Here is a 15,557-nt window from a genome sequence, read left to right as displayed (position 1 = left end):
CGACGATGAGCTTATTACAAGTAGAAAACCTAAGCGTCGACTTTAAAACTGATAGCGGCATTATCCCTGCGGTCGATAGCGCTAAAATTGCGATTAAAGCTGGACAAGTCCAAGGCGTCATTGGTGAATCAGGCTCAGGCAAAAGTGTGATGGCGCTAGCCATTGCAGGCTTACTGTCCCCCGCTGCCACAATGCGAGCCGACTTGTTCAATCTTGATGGGCATGATTTAACTCGAATGAGCCCGGCTGAACGTCAAAAATTAATCAGTAGCAATATTTCCATCATTTTCCAAGAGCCGACATCCAGCCTCAATCCCTCTCTAACTATCGGGTACCAACTGGATGAAACCATACGTTTTCACGGCGGCGGCACGCGTAAGCAACGTTATGACAAAGCCCAGGAGCTTTTGTCGCAAGTAGGTATTATAGATGGTAAACGCCGCTACAAAGAGTACCCGCACCAGTTGTCAGGGGGGCTAAACCAACGCGTCATGATAGCAATGGCGTTAGCCTGTGAGCCTAAGCTTCTGATTGCTGATGAACCAACAACGGCTCTCGACGTGACGGTTCAGTCGCAAATATTAGACTTACTGTTAAAGCTCAACGAAGAGCATAATATGGCACTTATGCTGATCACACACGACTTCTCAATTTTATCGGAAACCACCGATAAGGTTTATGTGATGTATGGTGGCCAAATTGTCGAGTCTGGAAGAACCTATAATTTATTAAGTCAGCCTTACCACCCCTATACAAAAGCTTTGCTAGACAGTGTGCCACACTATGGCTTGCACTATAAAAAAGGGCGACGCCTGTTTAACCTCAAAGGGAGTACGCCCTCGCTGGATCATTTACCTGTAGGCTGCTATTTGGGACCTCGCTGCCCTTATGCCAATAAACAATGTGTCCAGCCACCAGAGCTGCGTTCGCTTAAGGGACGTAAAGTCAGGTGCCACTTCCCGTTGTTGGAGGAAGATAACTAATGCCCAACTTATTAAGCGCAAAAGATATCCGAAAAAGCTATAAAGTCTCCAATAATCCACTGAAGAAGGGGCAGCTTGAAGTACTGCATGGAGTTAACTTTAGCCTCAACGCAGGCCAAACACTCGCGGTGGTGGGTGAGTCAGGCTCTGGAAAATCAACACTTGCCAGAATTTTAGTCGGTGCCGACAAACCGGATAGCGGAGAATTGTTTTTCGAAGGAAAAGATATCCTTAAGAAAAGAAACAAGTTTGAGTGGTACAAAAACATTCGCATGATCTTTCAAGATGCTGCAGCATCCCTAAATCCGAGAGCCACTATTCGTCAGAGCTTGGAAGAACCATTACACAATGGTACACAGTATACCGCGAGTCAGAGGCGGGAAAGGATTGCTGAAGTATTAGAAATGGTTGGATTACGTCCAGAGTATGCAGAACGATACCCCCATACCTTCTCTGGCGGCCAAAGGCAACGTATCGCAATCGCCAGAGCATTACTATTAAGGCCTAAAGTCATCGTTGCTGATGAGCCAGTTTCCGCTCTCGATGTTTCTGTTCAAGCTCAGATCATCAACTTGCTACTCGACCTACAAGACCAACTCGACTTAGCTTATGTGTTTATTTCGCATGATCTAGGTCTTGTCCAGCACTTCAGCAATAAGGTGCTGGTATTGAATAACGGAACCCAAGAAGAATATGGGCGTGTTTCAGATGTGTTCAGTCAACCAAAGTCTGAGTACACACTAGAGCTACTAAACGCGTCAGCAGGATATAAAAAGTCGATCACGTAAAATGTACCCTATTCTGACCAGATATAAAAAAAGCCACTTAAAGTGGCTTTTTTTATGCTTTTTTCATTATTGCGTGACTTCGACCGTATTTCTAAAGTCCTCAATAACCCCTGAAGTTTCAGCTTGTACGCTAAGGCTTTTTGCCGTTTGTTGCAATTGAGCTTTGGTTGCTTCATCCATAGAAGCGACATCAGGATAATTCACGGCCTTTAATTCAATAACAGCATAGTCACCATTAAATAGAGGCTTAACGCTTCGTGCCGCTTCATCTCCATTAGGTGCAGACATCTGGTAAGCAGCCGATACAAGAGCAAAATCCATACCTGAATCACGACGTTTCAATGCAGAGTTCTCTTGCCAGTCCAACTCTTGCTCAGCAATTAAGTCATCAACTGACTCGCCTGACTCCATAGCTTCCAACACTTTATTAGCAAATGCTTCAGCATCTTTAGCTGCTTTTTCTTTGGTTAAGGTTGCAACTATCTGCGGCTTAACGTCTTCTAGAGGCTTTACCGACTCAGCTTTATAGTTTTGTGCCGTAACGTATACGATATCTTTACCACTTAACACAATCTTGTCGCTTACTTGCTGAGAATCTATAACCTGTGCAGAGAAAGCCTTTTCTAGTAACGCTGGTTCAGCTGCAACACCTGTAGCACTCTCACGGCTGAACATGCCTGTTTCTTGCACGTCTAAACCTGCTTGTTGAGCAAACTCTTCGATATCATCGCCGTACTCAAAAAGAACTTCGTCAAGCTTCGACTCTTTCGAATAAAACTCTTCATCAGCTAGATCTGTCGCTAACTTCGTAACGATCTCATCACGTACGTCAGCTAGAGGAGTGGTTTCTCCTTCACGACGCTCAAGCAATTTAATAATATGAAAACCAAAATCAGTTTCAACAACTTCAGTGACATCGCCTTGGTTCTCTAGAGCTAGCGCCGCTTTTTCAAACTCAGGAGCCCAGCCAGTTCCAGCAGAACTATCGCTTTGCTCAACAGCATCAACCCAGTCTAATTGACCGCCATTTTCACCACTGAAAGTATCGCTTGAGTGCTCTTTGGCCAGAGCGCCGAAATCAGCCCCTTCTTTAATTTGCTGCAATAACTCTTCAGCTTTAGCTTCAGCGCCATCTACAGAGTTATCGATCAAAATGTGTGCGACTTGAATTTCACCCGTTTCACTGTAGCTTGATTTTTGCTGCTCATAGTAAGCCTGAATATCTTCTTCAGTTACTTCAGCTTTTTTAGCTTCGATCAATTCATCAGCAGACAAGCGTACATATTTTAAGTCAATTTGCTCTGGTTGCATAAAACGACTTTTGTTTTTGTCGTAGTAGCTTTGGATCTCACTATCATCTAAGGAAACATCATCTGAAAAACTCGATACAGGAACGCGTAATACTCTCACATCACGTGTTTGCTCTTGTAGTCGGTATAATGTTTCAACTTCGTAGTCTAAAGCAAAGCCGCTTGAGTTAAGACCACTTTGTAACTGCTCTGCAGCGATACGCTCTTGGGCGTATTCATTTAAATACTCCTCAGACCAGCCATTGGCTCTCAAAAACTCGCGCGCCTGACCAGAAGAGTACTCACCACCCAGTTGAAATGGCTCAAAAGTACGAATCCACTGCTTAACCTGCTGTTCAGAAGCTGTCATCCCAGCTTTGGCAATACCGGCATTAACCACTTCTTGATTAATTAACTGTTGAGCAATTGACGCGCGTAATTGTTCACGGCTTGCATCAGTAGGGTAGCGCTTTTCGAACTCAGCACCATCACGTTGGCGCATATTATCAATACGACGCTGAACGGTTTGTCCGCTGATTGATACACCTTCAACTTCTGCAATTTGCTCAGGGTCGCCGCCAAACATATTAGCGCCGAAATAACCTGCTCCAATGAAAAACACAATAATAATGAACATCAACGCCTTCATTATTGGGCTTTGCATGCTCTGCTGAATTTTTTCCAACATCATGGCTGAAATTACCTTTCGTTTATCTTTTCACTTGCTTATGACTGACTCTATAACTTGCGCTCTCAATTACAGTTTAAGACCGTAGTTATAAAAAACGCGCCATTAAGGCGCGCTTTAAAGTGGCGGAGCGGACGGGACTCGAACCCGCGACCCCCGGCGTGACAGGCCGGTATTCTAACCAGCTGAACTACCGCTCCGAATTTTTAAGTCCTCACCACAAGCGTTCAACGAGACCTGTGGTGGAAGACTGGTGGGTGGTACTGGGCTCGAACCAGTGACCCTCGCCTTGTAAGGGCGATGCTCTCCCAACTGAGCTAACCACCCGCAAAAAACGGCGCTTAGTTTACCGCGTCTTTAAGCGCTTTACCAGCTTTAAAACCTGGAACTTTAGCTGCTTTAATTTGGATAGTTTCGCCAGTTTTTGGGTTACGACCTGTACGAGCTGCGCGCTCTTTTACAGAAAACGTACCAAAACCTACTAGAGAAACACCTTCACCTTTTTGTAAAGAATCTGTTACTGCGTCAAGCATTGAGTCTAGTGCACGACCTGCTGCTGCTTTAGAGATATCTGCGCCTGCTGCGATAGCATCGATTAATTCTGATTTATTCACTCACTTTCCCCTTTAATTTTTAGAAAATCTGTGATTAAAAAATATACTGCGTTTCTTAGAGTTTTTATGCATAACTCAAGGTGCTCTGTTATATCAACTGACTGTTAAAACTGTCAAGATAATTTAGAGCAATATGGCTAAAAGTCTCTAGAAATCAGCATTTCCCGCTTAATGTGGTTGAATTTTGTTCTGTTCACCTTGCTTCGAAGAAGAGGATTCAGGCTTCGGTTCAACCGGTTTACTGATCGGTTCAGGAAGTCTCTCAAGTGCAATATCAATCACTTCATCGATCCATTTTACCGCAATAATTTTTAAATCCTGTTTGATATTTTTTGGAATATCCTCGAGGTTCCGCTCATTCTCTTTTGGAATGATCACGGTCTTAATACCGCCTCGGTGAGCTGCCAATAACTTCTCTTTAAGCCCTCCAATCGGTAATACCTCACCACGAAGAGTAATTTCCCCTGTCATGGCGACATCTTTTCTTACCGGTATGTCCGTTAAGCTTGAAATAAGCGCAGTACACATACCAATACCCGCACTCGGGCCGTCTTTTGGCGTCGCACCTTCTGGTACGTGGATGTGTAAGTCTTTGGTTTCATAGAAGTCTGGCTCAATGCCAAGGGCTAAACAGCGACTTCTCACCACAGTCATGGCAGCCTGAATCGATTCTTTCATCACATCGCCTAATTGGCCCGTAAAGACTGGTTTGCCTTTACCGTTCACCACGACAGACTCAATCGTTAGCAATTCACCACCAACCGACGTCCAAGCAAGCCCTGTTACCTGCCCTACTTTGTTCTTCTCGCCGGCACGTCCATAATCATGTCGTTGAACACCAAGGTACTTATCAATATTCTTATCGGTGACTTTCACCGTCTTTTTGGCTTTTTTAGCTAGCAGCTGCTCTTTAACTGTTTTACGGCAAATTTTTGATATTTCACGCTCTAAGTTACGAACACCTGACTCACGAGTGTAATAGCGTATGATGCTACGGATGCCATCTTCGGACAAATCTAACTCGTTTTTCTTCAAACCTGCATTTTTCACCTGCTTCGGTAGCAAGTATCGCTTCGCGATCTCAACTTTTTCATCCTCTGTGTAGCCTGGAATTCGAATCACTTCCATACGGTCTAACAATGGCGCAGGAATATTCATTGAGTTGGATGTCGCGATAAACATCACCTCCGATAGATCGTAATCCACTTCAAGGTAGTGGTCGCTAAAGGTGTGATTTTGTTCAGGGTCTAAGACTTCCAACAGCGCTGATGACGGATCACCACGCATATCCATTGCCATCTTATCGATTTCATCCAGCAAGAATAATGGGTTTTTAACGCCGACTTTGCTCATGCGCTGCATTAACTTGCCCGGCATAGCACCAATGTATGTACGACGGTGACCTCGGATTTCCGCTTCGTCACGAACACCACCCAGCGCCATACGCGTATATTTACGACCTGTAGCACGTGCAATCGACTGCCCCAAAGAAGTTTTACCTACACCTGGAGGCCCTACTAAGCATAAAACCGGACCTTTAAGCTTTTTAACACGTTGCTGTACTGCTAAATACTCAAGGATACGATCTTTAATTTTTTCCAAGCCGTAATGATCTTCATCTAGTACTTCTTCGGCTTTAACCAAGTCATGCTTTACTCGGCTACGTTTCTTCCAAGGAATCCCTAGCAGCCAGTCAATGTAACCACGCACAACCGTCGCTTCTGCAGACATAGGTGACATCATTTTTAGCTTTTTCAATTCAGCTTCAGCTTTTTCCTTTGCCTCTTTCGACATCCCTGCTTCTTCAATCTTTTTCGCCAGCTCCTCATGTTCTGAGGCTGTTTCTTCACCATCACCCAACTCTTTCTGAATGGCCTTGATCTGCTCATTCAAATAATACTCACGTTGGTTTTTCTCCATCTGGTTCTTAACGCGACCACGGATTCGCTTTTCAACCTCAAGCAAATCCATCTCGCTTTCCATCTTGCTCATCAAGTGCTCAAGACGCTCCACCACAGATTCCATCTGTAGGATTTCTTGCTTGTCTTCGATGTTCAACGACATATGCGCCGCGATGCTATCGGCAAGACGGCTTGGATTTTCGATTCCGGATAAAGTCGTTAGAATCTCGCTTGGGATCTTCTTATTGAGCTTAACGTACTTGTCAAAGCTATTAAGTGCAGCACGTGCCAATGCATCTTCTTGATCTTCTTGGCCTGTCTGGTTATCGACGTAGCTCACTTCCGCCACAAACATAGGATCCGTTTGTGTATAGTTCACCACTTTTGCACGCTGTACGCCCTCAACGAGTACTTTTACATTACCGTCAGGCAGTTTGAGCATCTGTAAAATGGTCGCCACACAGCCATAGTCATACACTTGGTCTGTATCAGGCATGTCTTCAGTGGCTTCTTTTTGCGCCACTAGCATCACTTGCTTATCGCCGTTAGTGGCTTCCTCTAAAGCTTGAATAGACTTTTCTCGACCAACAAACAGAGGAATAACCATGTGTGGGAACACCACCACATCACGCAGCGGTAACAATGGAAGTTGTTTCGTTTCTAATGGCATGAATTCAATTTTCCTGGGATTGTATCAATCAGTGGGACATGACTGCGCGCAAATATGGCGCAGTCAATCGTATTTATTACTCTGATGCAGCTTTTGATTGATTATCGTAAATCAATAAAGGCTCAGCTTCGCCTTTCACCACTGCACCATCAATACATACTTTGCTCACACCTTCTAGCGAAGGTAAGTTATACATGGTGTCTAATAGAATTTCTTCAAGGATTGAACGCAAACCTCGAGCACCGGTACGGCGAGCCATTGCTTTGTGCGCAATAGCCGTTAAGGCGTCTTTACGGAACTCTAAGTCAACATCCTCGAGCGAGAACAGCTTACTGTACTGTTTTGTCAGTGCATTTTTCGGCTCAGTCAAAATACGTACCAGTGCTGTTTCATCCAACTCTTTTAGAGTCGTCACAATTGGCAGACGACCTATAAACTCTGGGATTAAACCAAACTTCACTAGGTCATCTGGCTCTACTTTCTGTAGCATCTCGCCAACTTTTATGCTGTCGTTAACTTCTTTAACGTCTGCACCGAAACCTATACCACCTTTTTCTGTACGCTCTTGAATGACTTTTTCAAGACCTGCGAAAGCACCACCACAGACAAATAAGATGCTACCTGTATTGACCTGTAGGAACTCTTGTTGTGGGTGTTTACGCCCTCCTTGAGGAGGAACAGACGCTACGGTACCTTCGATCAGCTTCAATAATGCCTGTTGAACACCTTCACCTGATACATCACGGGTAATAGAAGGGTTATCAGACTTACGTGAAATTTTATCGATTTCATCGATGTAAACGATACCACGCTCTGCTTTTTCAACGTCGTAATCGCACTTCTGCAATAACTTCTGGATGATGTTTTCAACATCTTCACCAACATAACCGGCTTCGGTTAACGTTGTCGCGTCAGCCATGGTGAAAGGAACATCAAGCATGCGTGCTAAAGTTTCGGCAAGTAAGGTTTTACCGCTACCAGTTGGGCCAATCAGAAGAATATTACTTTTACCCAACTCAACGTCTTGATGCTCACTGGAGTGCGGTTCGTGTTCTAATCGTTTGTAGTGGTTATATACCGCTACTGACAATACTTTCTTGGCATCTTCTTGCCCAATAACGTATTGCTCTAAGAATTCTGCAATTTCTTTGGGTTTTGGGAGTTTATCTTTTGCTTCTTTAGAGGCAATTTCTTGGATTTCTTCAATAATAATGTCGTTGCAGAGATCCACGCATTCATTACAAATAAATACACGTGGTCCTGCGATCAGCTTTTTAACTTCATGCTGACTCTTACCACAAAATGAACAATAGAGTGTTTTATCGTCGGAGTTCTCGTTACTCATTTTCTACCTCAAGCATGCGCCATAGGTTTATAGCGGGGGCTTTATTTAGTGCTTATCACCTATCTCTATAAAACAGGCTCTATCAAAGCGGCTCTTCCACAAAAGAGAAATAAGGCTGAATCTGGATTTTTCAAGTACGTCTGAGGTACTGAATCTGGCTTCAATGCCTTAATTTCCTCATCGTCATAACTTAACAGTACCAAATAAATCCCAGCAACAAAAGCAAAAAGCCCACGGCGTGGGCTTTTTACAGCGATTTTCAGCGGTTAACTCAGGAAATATTACTTTCTAGAATTGATAATAGAATCGACTAATCCGTAATCCACCGCTTCTTCAGCAGACAAGAAATTATCACGATCAGTATCTTTCTCTACTTGTTCAATTGGCTTATCACAGTGGTGCGCCAAAATGCCATTCAAGCGCTTTTTCATTTCGTAAATTTCTTGTGCATGAATTGCGATGTCAGACGCTTGACCTTGGAAGCCACCCAGTGGCTGGTGAATCATCATGCGAGAGTTAGGTAGACAATGACGTTTGCCAGCGGCGCCGCCAGCCAACAACAAAGCACCCATGCTCGCTGCTTGTCCAACACAGACCGTTGAAACGTCCGGACGTATAAACTGCATCGTATCGTAGATACCCATACCTGCAGTGACAACACCGCCTGGTGAATTAATGTACAAATAGATGTCTTTATCAGGATTGTCTGACTCTAAAAACAGCATTTGAGCCACAATAGAGTTAGCCATATTGTCTTCTACAGGGCCAACACAGAAAATGACACGCTCTTTTAACAAGCGCGAATATATGTCGTAAGAACGCTCGCCTCGAGACGTTTGCTCCACGACCATTGGAATTAAAGCATTGCTGATGGGTTGATCAATTTTGCTCATTATCGACATATTCCTTAATCTAAAAACAAAAGAAGCGGATAAAATCCGCTTCTAATGAACTCTGTGACTGATGCTACTTACTGTTTATTAGTGTTTAGCATCTCGTCAAACTTAACGGCTTTCTCGGTTACTTTAGCTTTTTCTAGCACCAAGTCAACCACAGTATCTTCTAATACTAATGACTCAACTTCACGTAAACGCTGAGGGTCGCCATAGTACCAGTCAATCACTTCTTGTGGCTCTTCATAAACCGAAGCCAAATCTTCAACTTGCTCACGAACTTTCGCTTCATCAGCTTTAAGCTCTTCTGATTTAATGATTTCAGCAACCACTAAACCAAGTTTTACACGACGAGTGGCTTGCTCTTCAAACAGGTCAGCAGGAAGATCAGGCGTTTGATCTTTAGGTGCATTCATACGCTGTGCCATTTCTTGACGCATACGGTCGATTTCTTGATCAACCATCGCTTTTGGCATATCGAATTCATGCTTTTCAATCAGTTTGTCCATCACTGCGCCTTTAACGCGTGACTTGATAGCGTTACGAAGCTCACGCTCCATGTTTTTCTTAACGTCATCTTTCAAAGCTGCTAGGTCGTCAGCACCTAACTGTTCAGCTAACTCAGTAACCGTTGGTAATTCTTTCTTGTTTACTACGTGCACGTGAGTTTCGAAAGTTGCTTCTTTACCTTTCAAATCTTCAACGTGATAGTCTTCAGGGAAGGTCACTTTGACTTCAACGTCGCTACCAGCTGAAGCGCCTACTAGCTGGTCTTCAAAACCTGGAATCATGTTGCCAGCGCCAATTTCCAACGGGAATTCTTTCGCTTCACCACCTTGGAATGCTTCGCCATCCATAAAGCCTTTAAAGTCGATAACAACCTGGTCACCCTCTTTTGCTTTACGCTTGACTTCAACCCAAGATGCACGCTGTTCACGTAGCGTATCCATCATCTTAGACAAATCATCGTCTGAGACGTCAGATGTTGGCTTTTCGATTTCTAAATCTGATAAATCCGCAACTTCGACTTCTGGGTACACTTCAAAAGTTGCCGAGAACTTTAAGTTTTCGCCATCTTTATTGTCGATTAACTCAAGCTGAGGATAGCCGGCAGGTGTTAACTCTTCTTTTTGAATCGCTTCAAAGTAGTGGCGTTGCATAACTTCACCAAGAACTTCTTGACGAACGGCATTGCCATAACGCTTTTTAACGACTTTAAAAGGGACTTTGCCTGGACGGAAACCGTTCATCTTAACGGTACGTGTCATTTCCTGAAGGCGTTTTTGTACCGCGCCGTCAATATTCTCGGCAGGTACATCGATAACTAATTTTCTTTCTAAACCGTTGCTGGCTTCAACTGAAACTTGCATTCGCTGATCTCCGATAGGCTATTTAATAATAGCTAGTAATTAATGACCAGGTTTTCAGATGAAGACTGTTAGGGAGGAGCCATCTTTACCAACCTTTATAGACTGAGATAAAGATGGTGCGAAAGGAGAGACTCGAACTCTCACGCCTCGCGGCACTGGAACCTAAATCCAGCGTGTCTACCAATTCCACCACTTTCGCGTTTTGACTGCGGGCCCTGAGCCCTCATCGAACCATATTGTAATTCCTGCTCAGCGTAAATGCTGGTTTACAAGAATCTGGGGTGGACGATGGGATTTGAACCCACGACAACCGGAATCACAATCCGGGGCTCTACCAACTGAGCTACGCCCACCATCAACCTCTACTCTCCTCGATTCGGCCGCCCATTTCAGCTTAAAGCAATGGCGCGTCCGGCAGGATTCGAACCTGCGACCCACGGCTTAGAAGGCCGTTGCTCTATCCGACTGAGCTACGGACGCATGTTTATCCTGACGTCGAGGCGAGAAATAAATTGGTCGGAGATGAGGGATTTGAACCCCCGACATCCTGCACCCAAAGCAGGCGCGCTACCAGACTGCGCTAATCTCCGATTTTTGTCTCAAGGGGCTTGCCCCTGCGAGACGCGCATATTACTGATTTCCCCCATACCCGTCAACACTTTTTGTCGCTTTTTTTCTATTTTCTTCATTGCTTATAAAAGCATTGAGTAAGTTGCTCAATATTGCGACAATAGCGCCTTTCAAACAATCATTTGAATTTAATCTGCATGACTGCTCAAATCCTTGATGGCAAAGCCATCTCAGCCAAAGTTAAAGACGAATTAGCCCTAAAAGTAAAGGCTCGCCTAGACAAAGGCCTCCGTGCGCCGGGTCTAGCGGTGATCCTTGTTGGAGTGGATCCCGCGTCTCAAATCTATGTTAACAAAAAGGTCGAAGCTTGTGAAAAGGTTGGCTTCATTTCACGCAAAATTGTGATGGAAGATGACACCACACAGGAGGCGCTTCTTGAACAGATCGATTTGCTTAATGATGACCCTGCGATTGACGGTATTTTAGTTCAGTTACCGCTTCCGGAGCACTTGGATTCGAACGTCATTCTAGAGCGCATTAAGGCTGATAAGGATGTCGACGGCTTCCACCCTTACAATATGGGCCGTTTAGCGCAGAAAATGCCAACCATGCGTCCTTGTACGCCTTACGGTGTAATGGTGATGTTAAAAGAAACCGGCATCGACCTTATCGGCAAAGACGCTGTAGTCGTTGGTGTATCCAACATTGTGGGCCGTCCTATGGGTTTAGAGTTACTGATGGAGCGCTGCACAGTGACCTTTACTCACAGTAAAACCAAAGACTTAGCGAAAAAAGTGTCGGAAGCAGATATTGTGGTGGTTGGCGTAGGCATTCCTAACATGGTCAAAGGCGACTGGATCAAGCCGGGCGCCATCGTGATTGATGTGGGTATTAACCGTCTTGAAAGTGGCAAACTGGCTGGTGATGTTGAGTTTGACGTTGCTAAAGAGCGCGCCTCATGGATTACACCCGTTCCAGGCGGTGTAGGCCCGATGACTGTCGCGATGTTGATGAGCAACACCCTGTTTGCCTGCGAGCACCTGCACGACTAAACCTTTCTGGTCGAGCCAGTTCCACTGAGTGTGAATTGGCTCACCTTTTACTACAAAAAACCTATTTGAGTTCAATGACTTGCGCTAATCTTTATGCAACTCATTCTAAAAAAGGACTCAAAGATGGACATTCTCATACCTATACTTGCCATAATCGGCGGCTTACTGGCAGCATCTAGCCTTATCGCGCAAAAGTCACAAGACGCAGGTAATGCTCTAAAAAAGCTAGCGCCTTACCAGGGCATCATCGGCGTTATTTTATTGGTTTTAGGGCTGTATTACTTCTTGTTCCACAGCTTGCCTCATTTGAGCGCGCGCATCCAATTTACAGCAGGGCTGTTTAGCCTTATCACGCAAATCCTAATGATTCTAGTCGGCTTTATTCTTTCTTACGGATTGCTGTCGGAAAAGTTATTGTCAAAAAATGAAACCGCCCAAGAAAAAGGCGCTCAAGCAGCACGGAAATTAACCTCTATCCAGATCCCTCTCGGTATCGCATTAGCGGTTTGTGCACTCTTAGCATTAATCCTTTAAGTACTTTTCGGTGTGTCCCTAGGGCACGCCGCCTCAATTACCCGAGCCCTTTTTATGAAGGGAAATAATAAAAGTAAGATGTATACACGGTAATCCAAGTGATTAACCAAACCACCGTGACTCCCCGTTTGCTCATTTGAATTCTCGACATGAGTAAAACGCTAGCCGCTCTAGCAATGTACGCGATGAGTAAAAAGCGTATAAATCTCGCCACAACAGAGACTGCTATAAAAAGAATCAAACCGATATCAGCGCTTGCAGCTTGTACGGAATACGCCTTGTAAGGCAACCCTTGAAATGGCCCTAGAATAATTGCCAAAGCTCCCTTGTCTTCGAGCTGCTTCGCAACCGTGTCCATGAGATCAGTATTTATTGCTGGTACGGCCTCGACCCAGCTCCAACTGGTTTTAGGCGACATCACTCCCCATGTGAACATGATAACTCCACCAACAAGAGCTCCTAATAAGGCCCAAGCGATAAGGGGCAATAACTTTGCTTTTCGCTCTAAAGCGAAATAGCTTAATAACACGTCAGGTAAAATGAAGAACAATGTTGCTTCAGAAAATCCCCAAATTGACGAACTATATTTCTTGAGCGAAGCATTCATGATCAATCCCACTTTGGCAACTTTACCGACTCCTGCATTCCAACAAACCGTGCTTTTACTGTCTCGTAAAAGCCATCACCCTGAGCTTCATAGCTCAAAGGTTCAGAAAACACTACATCACAAAAGAATGGTACAAATAGTGCATCGCCTTTGGGCAAAGTCTTTCCTAGGCCGTGCATATAAATTGGGTAAAGTGGCACTTTAGGACAGCGCTCAGCCAGCTTTACCACGCCATATTTCAAATCGGTCATCTTCTCTGGCTCGCCACGCGAACCTTCTGGGAAGAAAATTAAGATCTTGCCGCTATCGAGTGCTTTCGCGCACTGCTCAATTGGGTTAACGCTTTTATCTTTACCCTGACGCTCAATCGGCAAAATACCGATAATATTTAAGGCAAACCACGCCAAAAATTTATTTTTTAAGAAATAATCCGCAGCGGCTACTGGTTGCACTTTATGCAATATGTTCAGTGGTAATAATGAAATCAACACCATGGTATCAAGGTGGCTATTATGATTGGCGATCAAAATTGCAGGCCCATCCTTCGGAAGAATAGGCGTATTTTGATAACGCAAGCCAATAACGATTTTGACGATAGGCTTAATGATCACGGCAAAAAACAAACAACGAAGTGCTAAGTTAATGTACTTCATACTCATTCCCTCCTTAGAAGTAAAAGTAGCGCATAACGTGGAAGAACAAGGGCGCAGTAAACGTCAGACTATCGAGGCGATCCAAGATACCGCCATGACCAGGGATTAACTGACCTGAGTCTTTAATACCAATATCACGTTTAATCGCTGATAGAGATACGTCACCAATAAAGCCTGCGATACCAATACCCAAACCAACCAACAGGCCCTGCCACCAGATCATTGGCGTTAACAACCCTGCTAAAATCATGGCGAGTACACCTGTGGTAATGACACCACCGATTAAACCTTCACGGGTTTTGTTAGGGCTAATAGTCGGTGCAATTGGCGTTGTGCCCAAAATCTTACCCCAAACATATTGCGCCACATCATTTAGCTGAGTCAGCATCACTAGGTAAAGAAGTAACGCTGCTCCGTCGCCTGACATGGTTAACGACTGGTACTCCCCTTCACTCGGTAACATCACCAAATACGCCAAGTGGCTTAGAGTAAATACCGTTAACATTAAACCCCAATGGATATTACCCACCGCGCGTAAATAGTTTTTCGTTTCACCAGCAAGCACCATGCGGAACGGTATAAATAGGAAGGCATACACAGGGATAAAAATAATAAACATGCCGTACCAGCCAGTCGCAATCCAGTAGTACTGAAGCGGAATGGTCAGGTAGGCCCAGAACAATACTTTACGATCCACCAAACGCGTCGGTGTCATTGAAAAGTACTCTTTTAGCGCGATAAAACTCAGCATGGCAAATAGCATGACCGTCACTAACGGCCCCATAAGCAGTGCCAAACCGAAAATACCAATCATGATCCACCATGAATTAATGCGTTGCTTTAACTCGGTATAGTCTTTTTCTTTATTCGCTAGCGATAAAGCCCAGCCAATCACGGTTGCTAATGATAATCCTGCCAGTAAAAATACAAAGACTTGGGTTACGGTTCTCATACTGTCGAAATCAAATAACATAACGTTCTCCTTAGAATTCTTTTTGTCCGCTTTTAAAGCGCTGCTTTGATGCGGTTAATCATTGTTAACACCGATAGCGCAACCACACCCATCAGCACATAATTAAGATAACTGCTCACCGCCGGCCAAAGCGGTAATACAATTCCTAATAGACCTAACACTAATGCTCGATCACTTTTCCCCATAGGCCCTTGATATTGACGCTCTTTACCCACCATGGGTGCGATAACACCGACAAACTCAACCAGTACAGCCATAAAAATAAAGGCACCGATGAACCATGGCGAAATGTTTGGCACCATAAATAAAGGCAACAACAAGGCGACGTCAGACACCACATCGCCTAGCTCATTCAGGTAAGCCCCTAACTTTGATTTCTGGTTATGCTCACGCGCCAACATGCCATCGATTGCATTGAGTGCCATGCGTACAAATAACACGACAGGTAGCAGATAAAACCACACTAAACTTTGTTGCCACACAACCACAGCACCTGTCGCTATGCTTAGAAGCATTGCGAAAACCGTTACTTGATTAGCTGTGATGCCAGCTTTGGCTAGACCGTTAGTTAGCGGACGTAAAAGCTGCTGGAACTTGGGTTTAAGTTGATAAACTGAAATCATATTG

At 44.4% G+C, this 15,557-nt stretch carries 14 protein-coding genes and 6 tRNA genes; 4 read left to right on the top strand and 16 right to left on the bottom strand.

Annotated features, from left to right (window positions below):
• Window positions 1-5: 5 nt before the first annotated feature.
• Complete coding sequence (locus KFK88_RS04690; RefSeq protein ID WP_223577490.1) at window positions 6-983, top strand: ABC transporter ATP-binding protein; 978 nt, start codon at window positions 6-8, stop codon at window positions 981-983.
• Complete coding sequence (locus KFK88_RS04685; protein ID WP_223577489.1) at window positions 983-1,771, top strand: ABC transporter ATP-binding protein; 789 nt, start codon at window positions 983-985, stop codon at window positions 1,769-1,771. Before KFK88_RS04690 ends, KFK88_RS04685 begins: the two co-directional genes overlap by 1 nt.
• Before the next feature lie 66 nt (window positions 1,772-1,837).
• Here KFK88_RS04685 and KFK88_RS04680 read toward each other — a convergent pair whose 3' ends face one another.
• The 12 genes from KFK88_RS04680 to KFK88_RS04625 all read right to left on the bottom strand — a co-directional run bounded on the left by KFK88_RS04680 (window position 1,838) and on the right by KFK88_RS04625 (window position 11,131).
• The gene (locus KFK88_RS04680) at window positions 1,838-3,751 is read right to left on the bottom strand and encodes a SurA N-terminal domain-containing protein (RefSeq protein WP_223577488.1); all 1,914 of its coding nucleotides are present in this window, start codon (window positions 3,749-3,751) and stop codon (window positions 1,838-1,840) included.
• 120 nt (window positions 3,752-3,871) lie between these two features.
• Window positions 3,872-3,948 (bottom strand) — tRNA-Asp (locus KFK88_RS04675).
• A 51-nt stretch (window positions 3,949-3,999) separates the two neighbouring features.
• Window positions 4,000-4,075 (bottom strand) — tRNA-Val (locus KFK88_RS04670).
• Between the two features lie 14 nt (window positions 4,076-4,089).
• Complete coding sequence (locus KFK88_RS04665; protein WP_223577487.1) at window positions 4,090-4,362, bottom strand: HU family DNA-binding protein; 273 nt, start codon at window positions 4,360-4,362, stop codon at window positions 4,090-4,092.
• Between the two features lie 168 nt (window positions 4,363-4,530).
• Complete coding sequence (gene lon / locus KFK88_RS04660; RefSeq protein WP_223577486.1) at window positions 4,531-6,933, bottom strand: endopeptidase La; 2,403 nt, start codon at window positions 6,931-6,933, stop codon at window positions 4,531-4,533.
• A gap of 76 nt (window positions 6,934-7,009) precedes the next feature.
• Window positions 7,010-8,278, bottom strand: a complete 1,269-nt coding sequence (clpX, locus tag KFK88_RS04655; RefSeq protein ID WP_223577485.1) for an ATP-dependent Clp protease ATP-binding subunit ClpX — start codon at window positions 8,276-8,278, stop codon at window positions 7,010-7,012.
• 281 nt (window positions 8,279-8,559) lie between these two features.
• A complete protein-coding gene (gene clpP / locus KFK88_RS04650) occupies window positions 8,560-9,171 on the bottom strand; it encodes an ATP-dependent Clp endopeptidase proteolytic subunit ClpP (protein WP_223577484.1) in 612 nt (203 codons plus the stop codon).
• Between the two features lie 77 nt (window positions 9,172-9,248).
• On the bottom strand, window positions 9,249-10,541 hold the full coding sequence (tig, locus tag KFK88_RS04645) for a trigger factor (RefSeq protein WP_223577483.1): 1,293 nt from the start codon (window positions 10,539-10,541) through the stop codon (window positions 9,249-9,251).
• Between the two features lie 114 nt (window positions 10,542-10,655).
• Window positions 10,656-10,740, bottom strand: a tRNA-Leu gene (locus tag KFK88_RS04640).
• Window positions 10,741-10,818: 78 nt separating this feature from the next.
• A tRNA-His gene (locus KFK88_RS04635) sits at window positions 10,819-10,894 on the bottom strand.
• A gap of 50 nt (window positions 10,895-10,944) precedes the next feature.
• Window positions 10,945-11,021 (bottom strand) — tRNA-Arg (locus tag KFK88_RS04630).
• Window positions 11,022-11,054: 33 nt separating this feature from the next.
• A tRNA-Pro gene (locus tag KFK88_RS04625) sits at window positions 11,055-11,131 on the bottom strand.
• Window positions 11,132-11,308: 177 nt separating this feature from the next.
• On the opposite strand from KFK88_RS04625, the gene folD reads away from it, so the two are divergent.
• Together folD and KFK88_RS04615 are read left to right on the top strand one after the other, a co-directional pair.
• Window positions 11,309-12,163 carry a bifunctional methylenetetrahydrofolate dehydrogenase/methenyltetrahydrofolate cyclohydrolase FolD gene (gene folD / locus KFK88_RS04620; protein ID WP_223577482.1) on the top strand — a complete coding sequence of 285 codons (855 nt, stop codon included), beginning with the start codon at window positions 11,309-11,311 and terminating at the stop codon, window positions 12,161-12,163.
• Window positions 12,164-12,286: 123 nt separating this feature from the next.
• Window positions 12,287-12,697 (top strand): hypothetical protein, encoded by a 411-nt coding sequence (locus tag KFK88_RS04615; protein ID WP_223577481.1) that lies wholly within the window; start codon window positions 12,287-12,289, stop codon window positions 12,695-12,697.
• A 52-nt stretch (window positions 12,698-12,749) separates the two neighbouring features.
• Here the strand turns inward: KFK88_RS04615 and KFK88_RS04610 are convergent, their stop codons facing one another.
• From KFK88_RS04610 to KFK88_RS04595, 4 genes are read right to left on the bottom strand one after another with little or no spacing between them, the layout of a single operon-like run.
• The gene (locus tag KFK88_RS04610) at window positions 12,750-13,304 is read right to left on the bottom strand and encodes a hypothetical protein (protein ID WP_223577480.1); all 555 of its coding nucleotides are present in this window, start codon (window positions 13,302-13,304) and stop codon (window positions 12,750-12,752) included.
• Window positions 13,305-13,306: 2 nt separating this feature from the next.
• Window positions 13,307-13,957, bottom strand: a complete 651-nt coding sequence (locus KFK88_RS04605) for a lysophospholipid acyltransferase family protein (protein ID WP_223577479.1) — start codon at window positions 13,955-13,957, stop codon at window positions 13,307-13,309.
• 13 nt (window positions 13,958-13,970) lie between these two features.
• Window positions 13,971-14,930: a phosphatidate cytidylyltransferase gene (locus KFK88_RS04600; protein ID WP_223577478.1), complete on the bottom strand. Its 960-nt coding sequence runs from the start codon at window positions 14,928-14,930 to the stop codon at window positions 13,971-13,973.
• 32 nt (window positions 14,931-14,962) lie between these two features.
• Window positions 14,963-15,553: a CDP-alcohol phosphatidyltransferase family protein gene (locus tag KFK88_RS04595; RefSeq protein ID WP_223577477.1), complete on the bottom strand. Its 591-nt coding sequence runs from the start codon at window positions 15,551-15,553 to the stop codon at window positions 14,963-14,965.
• Window positions 15,554-15,557: the final 4 nt, after the last annotated feature.

This window comes from Kangiella taiwanensis, from assembly GCF_020005165.1.
Lineage (GTDB): Bacteria > Pseudomonadota > Gammaproteobacteria > Enterobacterales > Kangiellaceae > Kangiella > Kangiella taiwanensis.
The sequence above is the reverse complement of the archived record's forward strand: the minus strand, read 5'-3'. Positions and strand labels throughout refer to the sequence as shown.

Bases quoted from the DNA above. Each gene is read 5' to 3' on its own strand.
- KFK88_RS04685 (WP_223577489.1), top strand. From the start codon at position 983: ATGCCCAACTTATTAAGCGCAAAAGATATCCGAAAAAGCTATAAAGTC.
- KFK88_RS04600 (WP_223577478.1), bottom strand. From the start codon at position 14,930: ATGTTATTTGATTTCGACAGTATGAGAACCGTAACCCAAGTCTTTGTA.
- KFK88_RS04605 (WP_223577479.1), bottom strand. From the start codon at position 13,957: ATGAAGTACATTAACTTAGCACTTCGTTGTTTGTTTTTTGCCGTGATC.
- clpP (WP_223577484.1), bottom strand. From the start codon at position 9,171: ATGAGCAAAATTGATCAACCCATCAGCAATGCTTTAATTCCAATGGTC.
- tig (WP_223577483.1), bottom strand. From the start codon at position 10,541: ATGCAAGTTTCAGTTGAAGCCAGCAACGGTTTAGAAAGAAAATTAGTT.
- KFK88_RS04610 (WP_223577480.1), bottom strand. From the start codon at position 13,304: ATGAATGCTTCGCTCAAGAAATATAGTTCGTCAATTTGGGGATTTTCT.
- KFK88_RS04680 (WP_223577488.1), bottom strand. From the start codon at position 3,751: ATGATGTTGGAAAAAATTCAGCAGAGCATGCAAAGCCCAATAATGAAG.
- KFK88_RS04690 (WP_223577490.1), top strand. From the start codon at position 6: ATGAGCTTATTACAAGTAGAAAACCTAAGCGTCGACTTTAAAACTGAT.
- folD (WP_223577482.1), top strand. From the start codon at position 11,309: ATGACTGCTCAAATCCTTGATGGCAAAGCCATCTCAGCCAAAGTTAAA.
- KFK88_RS04615 (WP_223577481.1), top strand. From the start codon at position 12,287: ATGGACATTCTCATACCTATACTTGCCATAATCGGCGGCTTACTGGCA.
- lon (WP_223577486.1), bottom strand. From the start codon at position 6,933: ATGCCATTAGAAACGAAACAACTTCCATTGTTACCGCTGCGTGATGTG.
- KFK88_RS04595 (WP_223577477.1), bottom strand. From the start codon at position 15,553: ATGATTTCAGTTTATCAACTTAAACCCAAGTTCCAGCAGCTTTTACGT.
- clpX (WP_223577485.1), bottom strand. From the start codon at position 8,278: ATGAGTAACGAGAACTCCGACGATAAAACACTCTATTGTTCATTTTGT.